The following is a 17066-nucleotide window of genomic DNA, read 5'->3' as shown; positions in this document are numbered from 1 at the left end:
TTTTTGCTTATTGCTATCTGAGAATTAATGATTAGGTAGCAGTGTGCAGGATAAAACCCGAGAGAGTAGTGAAGTATTTGCTGATTTTACGATCAGTCGAATTCCTCATAAAACTCTCTCTAGTCTCAGTGTTGAACAACTCAACGACGTCAGGTCGGCACTGGTCGCTCAGTCCACCGAAACACGACACAGTCTAGATATCCGCATTCGACTCCCGCTTTTTTTTAGAGCCTACTATCTCGTTCTGTTTGCAGGTCGTGATCGAAGACGTAAAACACACAATTTAGAGTTGAACCGGATCGAGCGTTTGCCCATTGGTTTACGACGAACTGTCTACCTGCTGGTGTCTGGCAGTTTAATGATGACCGCTCTTATTGTATTGGCTGCAGCTCTCTATCTAATCAAAAGCTTTGCTGGTATCGATTTGATGCCCAATTCTCATCTTAGTGATTATCTGCCTTTTGATCTGTTTCAGGAGGCTAAGGACCTGTTAGGTCTCAAAGGAACGTCAAATGAAAAGTGATCTACTGAAGCTTTTGTTACCGATAACAACGCTGTTTTTAGCGGGTTGTTCTGGTTTTGAACGAACCATCGATGTACCAGAGAGAACACTGTTAACGTCGATTGACGAATACAACACTTCATTGAATAAACGCTCACTGCATATTTTTGATCCACTCAATATTGAGCCGCGGGTTAATCAACTTCAGCTTGAGAGAAGAGCTGACCAATTTACCCTGATTGCTGACTGGACAACCCTAAAGGGTAAAGAGTATCGAGGTGTGCCCAGTACAGATTATGCCGAAGAGGTCGTGCGTCGTTTTCTGGTAACGGCACCCAAGACAAACCTTGAAAGCCGTTTGCTAGCTGCCAATGACCTGGCGCAATTCTCCTCGGACTTCAGCTTTAAGCCACTATCTAAGCTCGATCCTTATCAATTAGATAGTGAGCAATTTCAGTTCGTCGCTGAGGATTTGATCTCTCTGCTAAACGCTTTACATCAACAGTCTGCACAGGTGAGGGGTTTTCAAACGATAGTGATTCTGACGGATTGGAGTGTCGTTGATGAAAATTTAGTCAATGCCATTAATCGATTGCGTCAGGCATATCGCTACCCAGAAGGCCACCTTATTCAATCAAAAACGCCTAAATGGATGTCGCCAAAAGAGTTAAAAGGTAGCTGTATCTATTTGATTGGAATCAGTAACTCTTTATCAAGATCGCTTATAGATCAGATCGGAGACTGTGGTTTTTCAAGTGCTGCAGACAAAATAATGCCGCCTGAACAAATGGCGCATTTTGTTGAGAGAGTACTTTATAAAGGACCTAAAGATAGTGATGGCGATGGTGTTTTTGATTACAAAGATCAGTGTCCAAGCACCGCTTTAAATGCGCTGGTCAACTTTAACGGTTGCGAGAAGTTTGCTGATGAGTAAGAGGGTAATGAATATGTTTAACACGAATAGCTCTGTTCTGAGCGCTCTCTGTCTGTTAATGGCATTCACGGTCAATAACGCGTCGGCCAATTCACTGCCCGAGCGTCAGCAGCGTCAAGCAGCGATTAATGCGGCTCCAACCGGTCAGGACTTACCCTTAGAGGAGGTCCCTTTGGGGGTTGTGAAAAGCTTAATCATCGATGAGTTACAAGAGCCTTCTGAGATAGAGAAAAAGATTGCAGAGACGCTGAAGCCGGTTGAGTTAACGGAGAAAAGCCGCGATTTGAAAACTCAGCCTTCGCTTGAGCAATTTGGCTATGACATGTTCACTACGCTTGCCACAACCTTTGCACCCGTTGCAGGTATTCCTGTTCCTGAAGATTACATCATTGGGCCAGGTGATACCTTTGTGCTGCAGATTTTCAGTGTGACCGATTTGGAGTATCGACTTGTCGTCACTCGTGAGGGTCAAATCCTGGTTCCAGAAATTGGCGCCATTCAAGTTGCGGGTCTCAATTTTTCAGACGCTAAACTGTTAATCAAAGAGTCCATTGATCGCGTCCGAGTCGGTGTGAAAAGTATCGTAACGCTAGCTGAGCTTCACTCCATTCAGGTTCTAATGGTCGGTGAAGTCAATCAACCAGGCACCTACACGGTGAGTGGTATGAGTTCGCTACTGAATACGTTGATTCAGGCAGGGGGGATTAAACGAACTGGTTCACTACGCTCCATTCAGGTTAAGCGTCAGGGCCGGGTTGTTGCAGATTTTGATCTCTATGATCTGCTTCTACGGGGTGATGACAGCGGAAATGCGTATCTGCGCCAAGGCGACATCATCTTTATCAAACCTATCGGAATGACGGCAGGTATTGCGGGAGAAGTGCATCGACCAGCAATCTATGAAATCGAGGAAGAGCAGAGCGTTACTGACTTGCTCAAACTGGCTGGTGGACTGTTGCCGACGGCTGCCAAAAGCACCGTTATGATAGAACGTATAGGTTCAAGCGAGTCCTATGAGTTGATCTCTGCCGATATGACGAAGCAGGGTGGGGATATTCGTCTGATCAATGGCGATCTGGTTAAGGTGCTACCAGTGATAGATCGTGTTGAAAATGTTGTGTTGCTTGATGGTCATCTGCTTAAACCCGGTGCAATGCAGTGGCGAAGCGGTATTAAAGTCACTGATCTGATTAAGGATGTTGCCACTCTTAAACAGGGCGCTGACTTATCAACCGCACTGGTAGAGAGAGAAAATCCTGTTAGCAAGAGAACAGAGGTACTCTATTTTAATTTAGGTAATGCACTCTCTAACCCATTTTCAGAAGATAATTTGACTTTGCAGGCGCGAGATCGAATTGTCGTTTTCAATACGCACGATCAGCGTGCAGATCAACTCAATAATCTGGTTAAGAGAATGGAGCGCGAGGCGTCTGCATCAGAGCTTTCACCTCTGGTTCGGATCAAAGGGTTCGTTCGTCATGGCGGCACCTATCCAATCGCCAATGAGATGCGCTTAACCGATTTGATTGAGTATGCTGGTGGCTTCCAGGTAGGTAGTGATCGCTCCTATGTAATTTTGTCGCGCACCGATGCTGACAGCTTAAAGGTGGATGTGACAGCGTTGGATTTAACAGAGAATCGCTATAACCCTAAATTGAAAGCAGGGGATGAACTCTTCTTGTTTGGCCGAGACAGTAAACGATCTGAGATTTTAAAAGGTCTACTTGAGAAGCTTCGCCAGCAAGCTTCGATCAATACTCCTACACAAGTGGTTAAAGTGAGCGGATCAGTACGTTCTCCTGGCCTCTATCCCCTAGTGGCTGGAATGCGTATTGAGGATCTTGTGGTTGCTGCAGGTGGCCTAAAAGAGCAAGCATTCAACTCAGAGGCAACGCTAGCCCGTCGCTCAATTATCAAAGGCGATTATTCGCGCATAGATCAATACGATGTCTCTTTAATTCAAAGAGAAGGTATAAGCGAAGATTTAACCACTGTGTTGATACCCTCGGATCATCTGGTCATCAGACAAAAACCTGAATGGATCAGTAACCGTAAAGAGGTGACCATCGAAGGTGAAGTTCTATTCCCGGGCACATACACCGTTGATAAGCGTGAAACACTCTGTGGATTATTGCAGAGAGCCGGTGGCTTTACAGAGGACGCTTATCTCTTCGGTACGGTATTTACGCGTGAATCTGTCCGTCTTCGTGAACAACAGGCACTTGATCGCATGATGGGCGAGCTTGATGATCTGTTAGCGGATGTACATCTTTCACCAGGTTACCAAAAACAGGATAAACAGCCCGAAAACAACGGCGCAGAGGAAACTTTGAAAATCATCAAGCAACTGGCTCCTAAGCGTGCAGTAGGACGTATGGTGGTTGATATGGAGGCCGCTGTTAAAAACTGCTCAGAGCTGTCTGATGTGGTTCTAGAGTCTGGAGATCGCATTAGGGTTCCAAAATACCAAGATGAGGTCTCTGTCGTCGGTCAGGTCTATTTTCCAACGTCACACAAATATCGAAAAGATAGAGCCTCATTGGACTACATCAATCTAAGCGGTGGTATGAAAGAGTTAGCGCAGCATGAGCATGCTTTTGTGGTACAAGCTAATGGAGAGGTGATGAGTGTTCGTTCTAAAGCATCGAGTTGGGGCTGGTTAGGTAGCGCTTCAAACGTCAAAGTGACTCCAGGGTCTACTATCTATGTGCCGTTGAGTGTCGATCGAATCAATGGTCGAGAGTTCACACAATCTTGGGTCGATCTGTTCTATAAATTGACCTTATCAGCCTCAAGCGTCAGTTATCTTTTTAAGGGTAATTAATTATGAAGAACACAAATGAACCACCTATTCATATCGATCAACAGGTGGATCTTTTAGAGTATTTAGACGCTGTACTCCGCTCGAAATATCGTCTGTTGATCGCGGCCATTTTTTCAGCAGCTGCTGTCTTTGGTTTATCAAAGTTTGTGGATGATAAGTTTACCGCATCAGGAATCGCGGCTGTGAATATCAATGAAAATCCAGGTGGCGTAGCCCCAGAAAGTTATCGAGGTAGCGATGCCTTAGGATTATTAGAGCACGACTTCATTATTGATGTTGCACCTAGTAATGAACTTGATCGCTTGTTAGCTAAGTTAAATAGCTTTGAGTTTACAAAGTATTTTATTGATAAGCGCGGACTGCTGCCGATGTTGTTTCCCAACGAATGGAATGCAGAATCTGCCTCATTTCGTGAGGGGTTTGTTCCAGATTATCGAGTTGCCACTAAGATTTTTAGGGAAGAGCACGTTGGCCACTCTCATGATGAAAAAAGTGGTCTCTTGACCGTTTATGCGACCACTCACTCATCCGATTATTCTGCAGAGATTGTTAATCACTACCTTGCTGATTTTAATGCGTTTATTAAACAGCGCTCTGTAGAGACAATGAATTCTCGTCGTGACTATTTAGAACGCCGTCTGAGTGAGGTAAATAATATCGAAGTGCAACGTTCTATTTATCGTTTATTAGAAGCACAGTTGGGTGTCGAATCGATGATCCATGCTCGAGAGAATTATCCTTTTGAGATGATACAGCCTGCTAATCCACCGCTTTACAAGTCATACCCGAGCCGAAAAAAGTGGACCGTATTAGCTTTTGTAGGGGTGCTATTTTTAGGCCTCTTCTTTGTAATTGGGCTCGTCATTCTAAGAAAAATGAACGCTGCACTTTCTGAATACAAAGCCCGAGTTGGAAAGGTTCAAGCAAAGCCCATTTCTGGTGATGAGGTTACATCTCAGACTTTTGAAGAGTGGATTGATAAATAGAGACTCTCTATGCATTCGCCAGTTTCTATAGTGTCTATCTGTGATTCTGATACTCGAGTCTATAGATGACACTCAGGGCAATGATTATTGATGCATGGGCTAGACCATGGATATAAATATAGTGCACGGACAGTAAAGAGTTGAAAATATCGGTAATTAGTTTCGCAATGGATGCAACAAAAAATATGTTAGCTTTCCCCGTATGCTGAATAATTAACCAGTTGGTAGTCACTGCTTTCTTGAGTGTATAGATCATCAGTGCCACATAGAGCAAAGCACCCGTTATGCCAAATTTAAATGCCACACCTATTAAACCGAGATCTGAGCTGTAGAACTTATACCAAAAGATCTCTTGCTCTGTGATTGTCGCTGCACTTTGTTGACCAAATCCAAAAAATGGATGGTCCATCACAGTGTTAAGAGCAATCATGTAGGAGCGATAGCGAACACCATCATCGGCCCCTTCCATAACGGCAAAATATTGTTGAATGGCCAGTGTATAAAGCGGAATGATTAGAGCCATACCCAGGAAAAGCAATCCCATGCGTGGCTTTCTTGCAAACCATAGGTGATAGAGAAGAACACCCAGAATCATCATTGCCGTTGGTGCTCTTGCTTGAATAATGGACCATATCCAAACGGAAACACAAAATGTGATGCCCCAACCCAATTTTGCTCTTAAGCTTTCGGAAGTCACCATTAGATAGGCTGAAATTATGGTCGTTAGAAATAGAGCTACCTGTGGCGCTTTTAATCGATATCCTCGATGCTCGTCATGCGTTGTCATCCCTTTTATAGTTGGGTCAGAGGAGTTGTAGGCAGCTTCAAGATCGATACGGAAATAGTGAAATACATAACTAAAAACAATGGCAGCAAACACCAACAGAACGACTCTATTAATGTCCTCAACTTTGTAACCAATTCGGTACAAGAAGTAGAGAGTAGGGGCAATAAACACAATCAGAAATTCACGTGATGCCATCATGCTGGGTAGCATTGACACACCAGCATTCACAGAGAATTGATAGGCCGGTAGCACAAAGGTGTAAGCCACAAATAGCAGGGTGGTGAACACCCAAAAACTCCATCGAAGGTTTTGCTCTTTAACGTTCAGTGCTGCAACCAGTGCAGAGTAGCCAAATAGAATAAAGGTTAGGAGAAAACCGACCTCCTGTAATCTATTGGCCATAAAGTAATAGGCACCCTTAAACGCTGTATAGAAGATGACAGCCAGTGCAAAGGTGATAAGGGCTCGAGTCGAGATGAACACAGGGTCGATTAAGCCGATAGCAGATTGATTTCGTTGACCATGAAACCTAGAACCCTATCCCAGGTGTACTTTTCACGTACCCGCTCACGACTCTTTTGTTCCAGTGTCTCCCATAGCCTTTGATCATGCAGCAAGCGATCAATTGAGTTCGCCATATCTGCAGCGGTATCGTCTATGCATAGGTGGGTTAAGTGGTCCGCATCTATGCCTTCGGCACCCACCGATGTGGTTGATATGGGAAGTCCTCTGCACATTGAGTTGAGCACTTTGACTTTAATGCCTGAACCAAATGTGAGTGGTGCAACAAACACACGAGAGCGTTTGAACAGTGGCTCTAGGTCATCAACAAAGCCTAGCAAGTGAATGTCTTGGATCTGTGCAACTCTGTCGACAAGACGTTGTGCAGGATTACCACCTGCGATGTCTAGAATCAGGTTAGGATTGTTGGCCTTTATCTCCGGCCACACTTGTTCAATAAACCAGAGTAAGCCATCAACATTGGCTTCCCAACTGAGTGTGCCTACATAGAGAAGTCGCTTCTCTGTCTCTTCAAATCTGATGCTAGGGAGAGCAAGTTGAGTATCATCCCCAAGGTGGTATGTCTCTCTTGCTAGAGAGGTGTCTGCTCCGATTTTGGAGAGATTGTCTATATCGTTGGGAGAAGCAAAAAATAGATCAGAGCGACGACAGACATCAGATTCAAACTTTGCAACGCGTTTGGCTTCGCAATTTGCGATGGTACGCATAACCCAATTATTACCCTCTTTGCCATAACGATCCCACATTAGGTAGGTGGCGTTATGAGCATGAAATATTACTTTGCCTGTAAAATGGTTGGGTATGTATTGAGCTGCTTCGTAGTGATCTACCAATATGATTTCTTAATCGTTCGCGATCTCTGCAATACGCTCTTTCAGTTTTTTTGAGCCTGACCTTAAGACATTAAGAGGGATCGATTTCAGATAGCTCTTAACCAAGTTTTTAGGTGAACGTGGTTCTTCAACCCTTTCAAAGAGTAACTCCTCTAGATCTATCAACTGCGAAAATTCAGTTACATGTTCACTCCCATATTTAAGTGGGCAGGCCAGGGCAACAGAGTAGTGGTTGGTTAGGTACTTCAGCATATTCCAACTCTTGACTCGCCCACCGCTATTAGCGGGGTAGGGAAGCTCTATGCTGATCATTAACAGTGTCTGTTTACTCATAATATTTCTCAAGTTGGCCTGTAAATTGCTTATCACTTGGCAAGTAATGGGTTTGCACCCAGCTAGTTAAAGCAATTTGTGTGCCACATAGAGAGGAATTAGATGAGAGCTCTGTCGAAAATTTTATTCATCTTAGGATATCTATCTGTTATCGGACCACCTCGAGCGTCTAATCTACAGACTATGGAAAAAGCGGAGGCTGGTGAGTTTAAGAATCAGCCATTGGTCGTTGTGCTGATTGTTGAATACTTAATGAGATCGGTGATGCTGTTGCTTATCTTTTTTGGCATCGAATTCGTTGTAGGGAAGGCAATTTATGAAACCTACTATCTGGATTACCTTGGCTTACTGATGCTCAGTGTTGGCGCGTTCCACACATTCAGTTATTACCTCTGCTTTGCCCTAATAAACCCTTCTAAGAAGATAGTTCGATTCAGACTCTATCGACTGCTAAGAAATCTAGCCTACTCTTGGTTGCCCGGAGTTGGGATTGCCGCAGTGATCTTTTTGGTAGAGTTTTTACAAGAGAAAGACCCTTTTACCCATTTTGAAATGGTGGTGAACGTTTATCTTATCTCAACTGCACTGGTGTTATTGATCGCTATGATTGAGTGGGCGCTAGTGAAACGTCATCCACTGGGCTTGGATGTTGAATAATAGTGAATTGATCAGATACGCAAGCGTATTCAAACTGTTGCAGATGAACTGAATCAAGGTTTTTAAGCGTCAAGCTGTGACCGCTTATATTGATCTGCTTTTGCACCAGTTGTAGCAGGGCGATGAATGAACCATCCAGCCGAGATAGGCCTTTGAGATCGATTACCCGAACTCTCTCCTCTTCAATTAACTCAATTAATGCACTTCTAAGATTTGATAAGTTTCTGTGAAGTGCATCACCCGATATTTGTAGGGTGTTTGAGTCGTTTAGATAACTAAACTCCAAAGGTATCTGCGGTAGCTGAGACTGCTTCTGCATTAGATCTTTATAGGGACGTATTTTGGTGAGGTATTGCCAAATAAATGCACGACCATCATGCCAATACCGCTTAAATAGACTCGTCTCTTCCCATATACGCCATAACCACTCTAAACCGCTGCGTTGAATCCAAAGAGGGGCCCTGTTTACTGTTCCTGCAACAAAATTGATGACCGCACCGAGATGTGAAATGACCGGAACATCAAGATCGTGGCGGTTTAGTTCGATCCATTGCTGGCCTCGTTTTGCCCCTAACGCAACAATTAATAGATCCGCATCTGACTGATTGATCTGTTTTATGACCTTGGGGTCGCTCATCTCATCCATGGATCCAAAGCCGGGGCTGTAAAAACCAACGACTTCCATGCTGCTGTTGTCTAATGCGATCTTTTTGAACGCTTCAGCTGCGGTACCATCGGGGCCACCAAAAAAGACCACTCGGATGGGGCGATCTGGGTTTCGATACTCTTGCCTAACCCTTTCAAACACTGAAGAGCCAGCGACGCGTTCTGGCAAAGGAATCCCTAGAGTTTTTGCAATCCAGATAAGCGGCATGCCATCTGCGACCACCCAATCTGAGTTGATGACTGAATCTCTAAATTGCGAATCATTTTGTGCAGTGATTGCAAAATTTAGGTTCGGTGTAGTGAAGAAGCAGCGCTCCTCTTTTAGCATCGCATCAATCAGATGATCTGTCGTCTCTTGCTCTGTTGTGCAGTCAAACGGCAGGCCCATAACGGTCCATACATTTCGCGTTAGATCACGTGCAATCGCTTCTTCTCGTGTCATGATTTGGCTCTATTAGAATAGTGATAGAGTGACTCGTCGATTCAGTTGACGGCCCTGTTCGGTTCGGTTATTTGCAACGGGTTGGGATTCGCCCATGGAGGCTGTGGCCAGTTTTTCAGCTGGATAGCCAATATCAACCAGTGTTAGTAGGACGGACTCGGATCGATTTAACCCCAGTTGATCATTGTATTGTTCACTTCGATTCCAATCGGTATGCCCATTCAAAATGATTGACGGACGCTGCTCACCCAGTGTCTTAACAAACTCTTTGAGTTTGACCCTTTCGGTTGGCGTCACTTCATGACTGTCGTTGGCGAAGTAGATGATCGGTAGCACAATGTTGACTACTGCTTGAGGCTGTAAAGGCGTGGCGATATTCGGCAACGAGTGCGAAAAATAGATTGTCTCGTTTTCGTTTTGTATCGGTTGTTGGCTGCAACCAGACAGGAGTAAACTGACCAATGACCCTAGCATGAGGCCGTCATATTTTTTCATGATCACTCCTATCCGTTCACAACCGATTTCAACGGGGTCAGTAAACCTAGTCTCTTAAAGACTAAAAAGGGTGCCGCTAAACACTTAAGTTTCTGGTCCCGTTTTATTAAACCCGGCATTAACAGGTTGGCTCTGCCGCTAAAAGGCGCACTGAGTACAAACTGCTCAATATCGATCGCATTGCGGTGAATGTTAGCCAAAGATTCGTGCGTTAAATGGGTATCACTGTAGTAGACCTTCTCTAGCTCAAGATGCAGATTAGAAATGGCATCTAACCAGTGCTCATAACTCATCATGCAGTTGGGCGTAAGGAGCGAACGACGGACATCTTCTGGAAGTTTGTCCAGGATGTTCATCTGTCCGTTATTGAACCGTTCAATCAACTCAATGGCCGCCTTATAGAAGATAATTGAGGTGATGCGCGACTCAATAAGTGCATTGGGTAGCTTTGATCCCTTTGACTCCGCCAGTGTAAGCACGGCGGAGTCTAGGTGTTCACGAAGGGCTTCGTACATCAGTTAAGCCGCTTTGCTAACTCGCTCGATGGCAGCATTCGGATCTTGATAGATCTCGAATAGCTCTTGCAGGCGTGTCAGTTCCAGCAGAGATTGCACCGCTGGTTGAGGTGACAAGATCACCGCTGAACCACCCAATTTTTGAATGTTTTTGTAGACAGCGACTAGCACGGCTAAACCACTTGAATCGGTAAAGCTCATGCCTGCCAAATCGATGACAAGGTTGGTTTTTCCTTCATCGATCATCTCTGTAAGTTGCTGTTTCACGCTGTTCGCATTGGCCATAGTAAGTTTCTCTGGCATGTGAACGACGTTAGCTGAATCGTAAGAACTGACTGTAAAACTCATCGGTAACTCCTAAGTTAATTATGTACCTATATATCCTTAGCAATAGGTGTGCCAACTTAGGGGGTTGTTCCGATTATCGAGGCAGTTTTAGTCTATTTTTAATAAAACTTTTTACATCTGAGGGGAGAGCGTCAATTCTAATATCGGCTTGATCGCGATATGGGGCAATGTGACGTTCGAATCCAGGTCGCACTTGGTCGTTGTATTGACGACGAATGTCGTCTGGTTCACGACCACGTTCAATTTGGTCTCGATCAAAACGGCGTTGGAAACAGATCTCTTGAGGGACATCTAAGTAGATTTTGACATCAAAGGCTGAGACTAAATTCGGTTGTGACAGTAGAAAAAGACCTTCAACCAGGATCACATCCAAAGGTTCAATGATCAGTGTCTCTTGCTGGCGTCTGTGAACGACAAAATCATAGGTTGGAATTTCAGTTGCTAATCCCTGTTTAAGCTCGTGTAGTTTTTCGGCCAGTAGATCAAGCTCTAGCGCTTGAGGCTCATCGTAATTACTCAGCGGGTTGCCAACAGGGTTGTAAAAATTGTCCTGGCTAAACAACGTGGCCGTTAATCCCTGTGATTGAATGCCCTGCAAGAGGGCGTTAGCTACGGTGGTTTTCCCAGATCCAGAAGCACCGGCAACGGCAATCAAAAGAGGTTTCACGTCAATTCCATCGGTTCAAAATGTGCTCAGATTATAGAGCGATCAGTTCTGGAAATGAATAAGCCGCAATAGATGCGGCTTATTTTGAGTGACGTTATTAGCTGTTTTTAAAACGCAGTCGCCATAGGTTTGCATCATTGGCACGCTTACAGCTGATTTGATCGATCCAACTCATCATTATGTGTTGGCCACGCCCTGACTCTGATTCACCTGAATAGGGCTTAGGTGGGCATAGATGAGGAAGCTCAACGGAATATTCTTGAATATTGAACTCAATCCAGCTTTTAGAGGTCGTTGTGATGATCTCTATTGGAAGCTCCGCGTAATCTTCAGGCCAAACAGTATGTTCAACAAAATTGTTCAGTAGTTCAGCTAGCGCGGTTCGTACCTTAGAGAGGATTAGATCATCGGTATTAAGCAGCTTTAAGTGAAGATAGATACGATCCAGTGTATTTTCTACGTCGCTCTCTGTAGGGCGTAAACTGGTCAGAAATGGCTGGACGTTCAACTCTGTCTCTTGGTTGTTTTCCGAGGAGCGTTTAATCAACATGACCGATACATCATCTTCTGGGGTCTCTTGGTTACCCCAATCATAGGCAAATTGCTTAATGATATCTAACTGAGTTGCGGCATCTTTACTGCGTTCACGTTTCAGTATGTTTTCGATCGCATTACGGCCTATGGCTGAGTTTGTTTCATCAACAATATCAAACAGTCCATCACTACTTAACAGCAATGAAGAACCTGGTAAAAAGGGAAGGGATCGTGTTTCAAAGTCGGCAAACTCAAACATTCCAACTGGAAAGCTGCCGCGGCTTATCTGCATCATATCACCCTGTTCGCTTAACACGCAGGGGTGAGGGTGTCCTGCTTGGCAGTACCTTAGGGTATTGGCTTGTTCATCTATCATGCCAAGGAACATAGTGAAGTAGAGGCCTGAAAAACGCTCACTAGGAAAGCGCTCATTCAGTCTGCGAACGATTTGATGAAGTGGTGGCAAGACACTTTGATTGATGTAGTAACCCAGCATCTGTTGAATGGCATTTTGTAAGGTAAAGGAGAGCATAGCCGATGCGACCCCGTGTCCCATTACGTCGATCTGATAGATCAGTACTTGATTGTTATTGGTTGTGACATATCCCATTGAATCACCACCAATGCCACGTGCTGTTTTAAAGTGTGTAGCGAGTTCTAGGGTGGGTGATAACCACTGATTCTTTGGTACATACTCCTCTTGAAGATGCGTCGCAAATTGCAACTCTTCCTCATTTTGCTTCTGCGCAGCTTCCAGTGCAGTCACGGTTTCGTTGAGTTGCTCGTTCTGGTCGGTGACACTTTTACGCATGCTTACCAAGCGAGCTCCTGCAGCCAGCCGTACACGAAGTTCCTCTTTAACAGCGGGTTTACGCAAAAAATCATCCGCGCCTGCATCCATACAGGTGACCAGCTCATTTTGATCATTCTCTGCGGTCAGCATAACGACGTAGGGTGATCCGTAACGCTCGTTGCTTCTCAGAGTGCGACAGAGTGTTTTGCCATCCATCTCTGGCATCACTTGATCTGAGAGGATCAATTGAAATTGGTCTCTCTCCAGCAGTGCGAGTGCCTCTTTACCATCACAGGCCTCAACGACTTCATAGCCTAGGTCTTTTAACATCCCGCCAAGGCGAGCTCGTTCGGTAGGGCTGTCATCAACCATTAGGATTCTATTGATATCAAAATGGTCTTGTTCGCTACTCTTAACTGATACTGCAATATTCATTTTAAAACTCGGTCTGTTTAGTTCCTATTGCATGAGGGTAAGCACAAACCGTGCCAACAGCTCTGAATCAAATATCTAGACTTTTTGCATTTTGCGAATCACTATGAATAGATCTTTTTATAAGCGGTAAGAAGAGTTGGCATGGACCTTGCTTTCTCTTGATGTGCCTTCACTGTTTAGAAGGATTATTTTAAGGAGATAGTTAAATGGGACAAATCATCGATTCAATGGATCAGGCGGTTGCTTCAAAGGTTTCTGAAGTACTGGATCTTGCAGTACTGGAGCGTCTTTTAGAGGACACGTCGATCGATTTCTTGCCAAGCCTTATTGAAGTGTTCGAATCAGAATCTTCACAGCGTTTAGAGAACATCAGTAAAGCGATGTCTGAAAATGATTTAGCGACATTAGGTATCGAAGCACATTCACTGAAAGGTACCTCAGCAACCTTTGGTGCCGAAACGCTTCGTTCTACCGCCGAGCGCATAGAAAAAGCAGCCAAATCTGGCGATCAAGCGACGGTTGATCAGTTTGTGCCTTCTGTACCCTCGCAGCTGGAATCTGTCCTTGCAGAGTTGAACCGGTTTTCATCATCGCTATCGGCTTAATAGAGTTAATTGAGGAAATTTCTGATGTCTCAGAATCAAGTATTAATTGTTGAAGACAGTGCCAGTCTGCGACGTATCTATGCACAGTACGTTGAGAAGGAGGGGGTATTAGTTGATGCCGCCGCCACACTGGCTGAAGCTCACACCGCACTTGATTCCAAGGTTTATCAGGTCGTTCTTCTGGATCTGCGCCTGCCTGATGGTGATGGCTTTGAGCTTCTTAAACGAATTATTGAGCATCAGATTAACTCTTTGGTGATCATTATGACCGCGCATGGCTCGATCGATGTGGCCGTCGATGCCATTCGTTTAGGCGCCTATGATTTTCTAGAAAAACCTTTTGATGCGCGTCGACTAAAGGTAGTGATCAGCTCAGCATTTGCACAGGTGGCAAAACTCAACTTTGCTCCTGTCGATTTGGCAGAGAAGAGGGAGCGTGAGACCTTCCATAGCTTTATTGGTGCCAGTCCTGCGATGCAAGATATGTATCATCTTATCGAGCGTGCGGGCCCCAGTAAGGCATCTGTCTTTGTGACAGGGGAGAGTGGCTCAGGTAAAGAGCTCACTGCAGAAGCCCTGCATAAGCAGAGCGCGCGTTCTGAAGGTCCTTTCGTTGCTATTAACTGTGCCGCTATTCCTAAAGATCTTATGGAGAGTGAGATCTTTGGCCATGTGAAGGGTGCGTTTACTGGGGCCAGTGCCAATCGTGAGGGCGCAGCCAGCAAAGCCAATGGCGGTACACTTTTTCTAGATGAAATTGGTGAAATGAGTCTTGATTTGCAAACCAAATTGCTACGATTCATTCAGACCGGCATTATCCAAAAAGTAGGAAGTAATTCAGATGAGGTGGTCGATGTTCGATTCATCTGCGCAACGAACCGAGACCCTCTGGTTGAGGTGCAAGCGGGTCGTTTTAGAGAGGATCTCTACTATCGCCTGCATGTGATTCCTGTTCACCTGCCGCCGTTACGGGATCGCGGTGATGATATTCTAATGATTGCCGAATTCTTCCTTAACCGTTACGCGCGTGAAGAGACCAAGTATTTCGAGGGCTTTGAAGATGAAGCTAAGCGTAGACTGCTGGAGTACCACTGGCCAGGTAATGTCCGCGAACTTCAGAATGTGATTCGTAATGTCGTTGTATTAAACGAGGGGGGTATGGTCGGTGTGGCCGATTTCCCGGCCCCGTTAAATTCGCTGCAGGAGATTGTGGCACCACAACCCGTCAAAACAGAAGAGCCAGAAGAGGTTCAAACGAGTAAATCCGCTAAGAAGTCTAAACCCTATTCGAAAGTGATGGCTCAGAGTTTAGACGAGATTGAACCTCTGGATGTATTAGAGCGAAAAATCATCGAAAATGCCGTCAAACTCTGTAAAGGCAATGTCCCTAAAGCGGCCGCGTTACTTGAGGTTAGCCCCTCTACACTCTACCGCAAAATAAAGGGTTGGAGTTAAGCGCTGCGATCGCGACTCTGTTCATTAGGGTTAGGTATGCTGACCATGCCTAACTCTACCCGATCCCTTCCTTTTGCTTTGGCTCGATAGAGCGCATCATCCGCCCGTTTAAATAGCTCATCTGCTTCGACACCGGCAATAAAACTACTGATACCGATACTAGCCGTTACCTTACTCACGGGTGTGAATGGGTGATCTCTTAGTGTGTTTCTAAGTTTTTCTGCAAGAATCAACGCTTCAGATTGGTTGGTGTTGGGTAAAATGATCATAAACTCTTCACCGCCCCAGCGACCCAATATATCCACATCACGAATATTATTCTGAAGTAGGTTAGCGACGGCATAGAGAACGTCATCGCCTACAAGATGCCCGTGGGTATCATTGATCTGTTTGAAGTGATCAATATCTAACAGCAACAGCGAAAATTGAGTGCCGTATCGGTTTGCACGTCGCAGCTCTGCTTCAAATAGCTCATCTAGCCTCGAACGATTGTAGAGGCCGGTTAACTGGTCCGTCATCCATAGCTCTTCCAGTTTTTTCTGAGTCGAAATGTCTTCGCGAATCTCGGTGAATCCAATCAGATTAGCGTTTCGGTCGTATTGAGGCTCGATCTGAAGCTTGACCCAATAGAGTCCACCGTAGGCATTTTTCTCTTGGGTTTCAACACTCACGACCCCTTTCTGACTTGCCTCTTGATATCGTTGTTGCAAAAGGCGTGCGCTGTTTTCGTCTGGAATTAAACGAGCTAATGTGCCTGATTTAAGTTGTTCTTTTGTATATCCCGTGTGATCGCAAAAGGCGCTAGATGCCTTAGTCACCTTGCCGTTTGGGTCGGTATTTACCATTAAGATGTGTTTGTCGATGATGGCAAGATGTCGCTGTGTCTTGTGACGCTCACGCTTAAGCTGTCTAAACTGCTTATGTCCACGTGAACGAAATAGCTGCAGGGTTCGAGTCATTGTGGCCAGCACAATGATGATAAGTGTAACAGAGACTAAAAAGATGACGGGGTGGAGTCTTATCTCAGCCATTAGAGAGCTCTCATTAGCCCAAAGAGGTTGGCTAATGAGTAACAAAGATAGGCAGGAAACTAGGTAACTAAAACCCATACAAAACCCTTCCAAACATAATGAAAGCTTAAGCCTAGCAGAGGATTTTGATTTTGCAGGATTTTTTAAGACGTTTTATTTGTGTAAAATAGAACGTCCAATCAAAATAATACTTTATTTAAAATCAGTTACTTATCGATAACTTCTGATAGTGGTTGTGCAAAGGTTTGCACCATATCCCAAGGGAAACGAATCCAAGTATCTTGGCTGACCTCAGTAATAAAGGTATCAACCAGTGGTTTGCCAGCCGGTTTTGCATAGAGTGTTGCAAAGTGTGCTTTAGGAAGCATTTCGCGAACGTATTTTGCGGTGCGGCCGGTATCAACCAGGTCATCGACCAAAATCATCCCCTCGCCATCACCTTCAATGCCTTTTAGTACCTCTATCTGCCCCTGAACAGAAGCTTCACCACTGTCTGAGTTTGAGTAGCTAAGGACACAGATCGTATCGATCATGCGAATATCCATCTCTCGAGCTAGGATGGCTGCTGGTACTAAGCCGCCGCGAGTGATGGCAATAATGCCATTCCAAGGCCCTTGTTCTAGAAGGCGCCAGCTCAGTGCACGTGCATTTCGGTGCAGTTCATCCCAGCTTACGGGAAAGTCTTTGCTGTAGGGTGTCATT

18 protein-coding genes and 1 pseudogene are annotated in these 17066 nt (G+C 44.9%); 7 read left to right on the top strand and 12 right to left on the bottom strand.

The window, feature by feature from the left end:
- The first annotated feature begins 43 nt into the window (after positions 1 to 43).
- From XMG48_RS05035 to XMG48_RS05025, 3 genes and pseudogenes are all read left to right on the top strand, one after another.
- A complete protein-coding gene (locus XMG48_RS05035) occupies positions 44 to 523 on the top strand; it encodes a hypothetical protein (RefSeq protein WP_173480972.1) in 480 nt (159 codons plus the stop codon).
- Entirely contained in the window at positions 513 to 1436 is a 924-nt protein-coding gene (locus XMG48_RS05030; RefSeq protein ID WP_173480971.1) for a hypothetical protein, read from the top strand. Before XMG48_RS05035 ends, XMG48_RS05030 begins: the two co-directional genes overlap by 11 nt.
- A pseudogene (locus tag XMG48_RS05025) lies at positions 1390 to 3591 on the top strand (SLBB domain-containing protein); the annotation flags it as partial. The gene XMG48_RS05030 and the pseudogene XMG48_RS05025, both read left to right, overlap by 47 nt.
- Positions 3592 to 3980: 389 nt before the next feature.
- Here the strand turns inward: XMG48_RS05025 and XMG48_RS12175 are convergent.
- Positions 3981 to 4118 carry a hypothetical protein gene (locus XMG48_RS12175; RefSeq protein WP_371731440.1) on the bottom strand — a complete coding sequence of 46 codons (138 nt, stop codon included), beginning with the start codon at positions 4116 to 4118 and terminating at the stop codon, positions 3981 to 3983.
- A gap of 144 nt (positions 4119 to 4262) precedes the next feature.
- Here XMG48_RS12175 and XMG48_RS05020 point away from each other — a divergent pair, with 144 nt between their 5' ends.
- The gene (locus tag XMG48_RS05020; protein ID WP_173480969.1) at positions 4263 to 5246 is read left to right on the top strand and encodes a hypothetical protein; all 984 of its coding nucleotides are present in this window, start codon (positions 4263 to 4265) and stop codon (positions 5244 to 5246) included.
- A gap of 34 nt (positions 5247 to 5280) precedes the next feature.
- Here the strand turns inward: XMG48_RS05020 and XMG48_RS05015 are convergent, their stop codons facing one another.
- The 3 genes from XMG48_RS05015 to XMG48_RS05005 are packed head-to-tail and all read right to left on the bottom strand — an operon-like array spanning position 5281 to position 7721.
- Complete coding sequence (locus XMG48_RS05015) at positions 5281 to 6516, bottom strand: hypothetical protein (RefSeq protein WP_173480968.1); 1236 nt, start codon at positions 6514 to 6516, stop codon at positions 5281 to 5283.
- 8 nt (positions 6517 to 6524) lie between these two features.
- On the bottom strand, positions 6525 to 7388 hold the full coding sequence (locus XMG48_RS05010) for a glycosyltransferase family 4 protein (protein WP_173480967.1): 864 nt from the start codon (positions 7386 to 7388) through the stop codon (positions 6525 to 6527).
- 9 nt (positions 7389 to 7397) lie between these two features.
- Complete coding sequence (locus tag XMG48_RS05005) at positions 7398 to 7721, bottom strand: hypothetical protein (RefSeq protein ID WP_173480966.1); 324 nt, start codon at positions 7719 to 7721, stop codon at positions 7398 to 7400.
- Between the two features lie 183 nt (positions 7722 to 7904).
- On the opposite strand from XMG48_RS05005, the gene XMG48_RS05000 reads away from it, so the two are divergent.
- Positions 7905 to 8378, top strand: coding sequence for a hypothetical protein (locus XMG48_RS05000; protein WP_173480965.1), 474 nt, complete (start codon positions 7905 to 7907; stop codon positions 8376 to 8378).
- On the opposite strand, the gene XMG48_RS04995 is transcribed toward XMG48_RS05000, so the two are convergent.
- The 6 genes from XMG48_RS04995 to XMG48_RS04970 form a co-directional block, all read right to left on the bottom strand.
- Positions 8323 to 9486: a WecB/TagA/CpsF family glycosyltransferase gene (locus tag XMG48_RS04995; RefSeq protein ID WP_173480964.1), complete on the bottom strand. Its 1164-nt coding sequence runs from the start codon at positions 9484 to 9486 to the stop codon at positions 8323 to 8325. The genes XMG48_RS05000 and XMG48_RS04995 overlap by 56 nt on opposite strands.
- Positions 9487 to 9498: 12 nt before the next feature.
- Entirely contained in the window at positions 9499 to 9981 is a 483-nt protein-coding gene (locus XMG48_RS04990) for an OmpA family protein (protein WP_173480963.1), read from the bottom strand.
- An 8-nt stretch (positions 9982 to 9989) separates the two neighbouring features.
- Positions 9990 to 10496 carry a hypothetical protein gene (locus XMG48_RS04985; RefSeq protein WP_173480962.1) on the bottom strand — a complete coding sequence of 169 codons (507 nt, stop codon included), beginning with the start codon at positions 10494 to 10496 and terminating at the stop codon, positions 9990 to 9992.
- A 3-nt stretch (positions 10497 to 10499) separates the two neighbouring features.
- Complete coding sequence (locus XMG48_RS04980) at positions 10500 to 10844, bottom strand: STAS domain-containing protein (protein WP_173480961.1); 345 nt, start codon at positions 10842 to 10844, stop codon at positions 10500 to 10502.
- Between the two features lie 73 nt (positions 10845 to 10917).
- Complete coding sequence (locus XMG48_RS04975; protein ID WP_173480960.1) at positions 10918 to 11511, bottom strand: AAA family ATPase; 594 nt, start codon at positions 11509 to 11511, stop codon at positions 10918 to 10920.
- A gap of 97 nt (positions 11512 to 11608) precedes the next feature.
- Positions 11609 to 13273: a SpoIIE family protein phosphatase gene (locus XMG48_RS04970; RefSeq protein WP_173480959.1), complete on the bottom strand. Its 1665-nt coding sequence runs from the start codon at positions 13271 to 13273 to the stop codon at positions 11609 to 11611.
- A gap of 206 nt (positions 13274 to 13479) precedes the next feature.
- On the opposite strand from XMG48_RS04970, the gene XMG48_RS04965 reads away from it, so the two are divergent.
- The gene (locus XMG48_RS04965; protein ID WP_173480958.1) at positions 13480 to 13878 is read left to right on the top strand and encodes an Hpt domain-containing protein; all 399 of its coding nucleotides are present in this window, start codon (positions 13480 to 13482) and stop codon (positions 13876 to 13878) included.
- Between the two features lie 24 nt (positions 13879 to 13902).
- Positions 13903 to 15333 (top strand): sigma-54 dependent transcriptional regulator, encoded by a 1431-nt coding sequence (locus XMG48_RS04960; RefSeq protein ID WP_173480957.1) that lies wholly within the window; start codon positions 13903 to 13905, stop codon positions 15331 to 15333.
- On the opposite strand, the gene XMG48_RS04955 is transcribed toward XMG48_RS04960, so the two are convergent.
- Entirely contained in the window at positions 15330 to 16364 is a 1035-nt protein-coding gene (locus XMG48_RS04955) for a diguanylate cyclase (protein ID WP_173480956.1), read from the bottom strand. The two genes, XMG48_RS04960 and XMG48_RS04955, sit on opposite strands and share 4 nt — an antisense overlap.
- A gap of 206 nt (positions 16365 to 16570) precedes the next feature.
- A complete protein-coding gene (gene gpt, locus XMG48_RS04950) occupies positions 16571 to 17065 on the bottom strand; it encodes a xanthine phosphoribosyltransferase (RefSeq protein ID WP_173480955.1) in 495 nt (164 codons plus the stop codon).
- Between the last annotated feature and the right edge of the window lies 1 nt (position 17066).

Origin of the sequence: Marinobacterium sp. xm-g-48, assembly GCF_013282925.1 — a bacterium.
Taxonomy (GTDB): domain Bacteria; phylum Pseudomonadota; class Gammaproteobacteria; order Pseudomonadales; family Balneatricaceae; genus Marinobacterium_E.
This window is presented reverse-complemented; position numbering and strand designations above follow the sequence as displayed.

Excerpts from the sequence above, each read along its gene's own strand:
- gpt (WP_173480955.1), bottom strand. The coding sequence starts at position 17,065 with ATGACACCCTACAGCAAAGACTTTCCCGTAAGCTGGGATGAACTGCAC.
- XMG48_RS05005 (WP_173480966.1), bottom strand. The coding sequence starts at position 7,721 with ATGAGTAAACAGACACTGTTAATGATCAGCATAGAGCTTCCCTACCCC.
- XMG48_RS05000 (WP_173480965.1), top strand. The coding sequence starts at position 7,905 with ATGGAAAAAGCGGAGGCTGGTGAGTTTAAGAATCAGCCATTGGTCGTT.
- XMG48_RS04955 (WP_173480956.1), bottom strand. The coding sequence starts at position 16,364 with ATGGCTGAGATAAGACTCCACCCCGTCATCTTTTTAGTCTCTGTTACA.
- XMG48_RS04980 (WP_173480961.1), bottom strand. The coding sequence starts at position 10,844 with ATGAGTTTTACAGTCAGTTCTTACGATTCAGCTAACGTCGTTCACATG.
- XMG48_RS04965 (WP_173480958.1), top strand. The coding sequence starts at position 13,480 with ATGGGACAAATCATCGATTCAATGGATCAGGCGGTTGCTTCAAAGGTT.
- XMG48_RS05030 (WP_173480971.1), top strand. The coding sequence starts at position 513 with ATGAAAAGTGATCTACTGAAGCTTTTGTTACCGATAACAACGCTGTTT.
- XMG48_RS04990 (WP_173480963.1), bottom strand. The coding sequence starts at position 9,981 with ATGAAAAAATATGACGGCCTCATGCTAGGGTCATTGGTCAGTTTACTC.
- XMG48_RS04995 (WP_173480964.1), bottom strand. The coding sequence starts at position 9,486 with ATGACACGAGAAGAAGCGATTGCACGTGATCTAACGCGAAATGTATGG.
- XMG48_RS05020 (WP_173480969.1), top strand. The coding sequence starts at position 4,263 with ATGAAGAACACAAATGAACCACCTATTCATATCGATCAACAGGTGGAT.
- XMG48_RS04960 (WP_173480957.1), top strand. The coding sequence starts at position 13,903 with ATGTCTCAGAATCAAGTATTAATTGTTGAAGACAGTGCCAGTCTGCGA.
- XMG48_RS04985 (WP_173480962.1), bottom strand. The coding sequence starts at position 10,496 with ATGTACGAAGCCCTTCGTGAACACCTAGACTCCGCCGTGCTTACACTG.
- XMG48_RS04970 (WP_173480959.1), bottom strand. The coding sequence starts at position 13,273 with ATGAATATTGCAGTATCAGTTAAGAGTAGCGAACAAGACCATTTTGAT.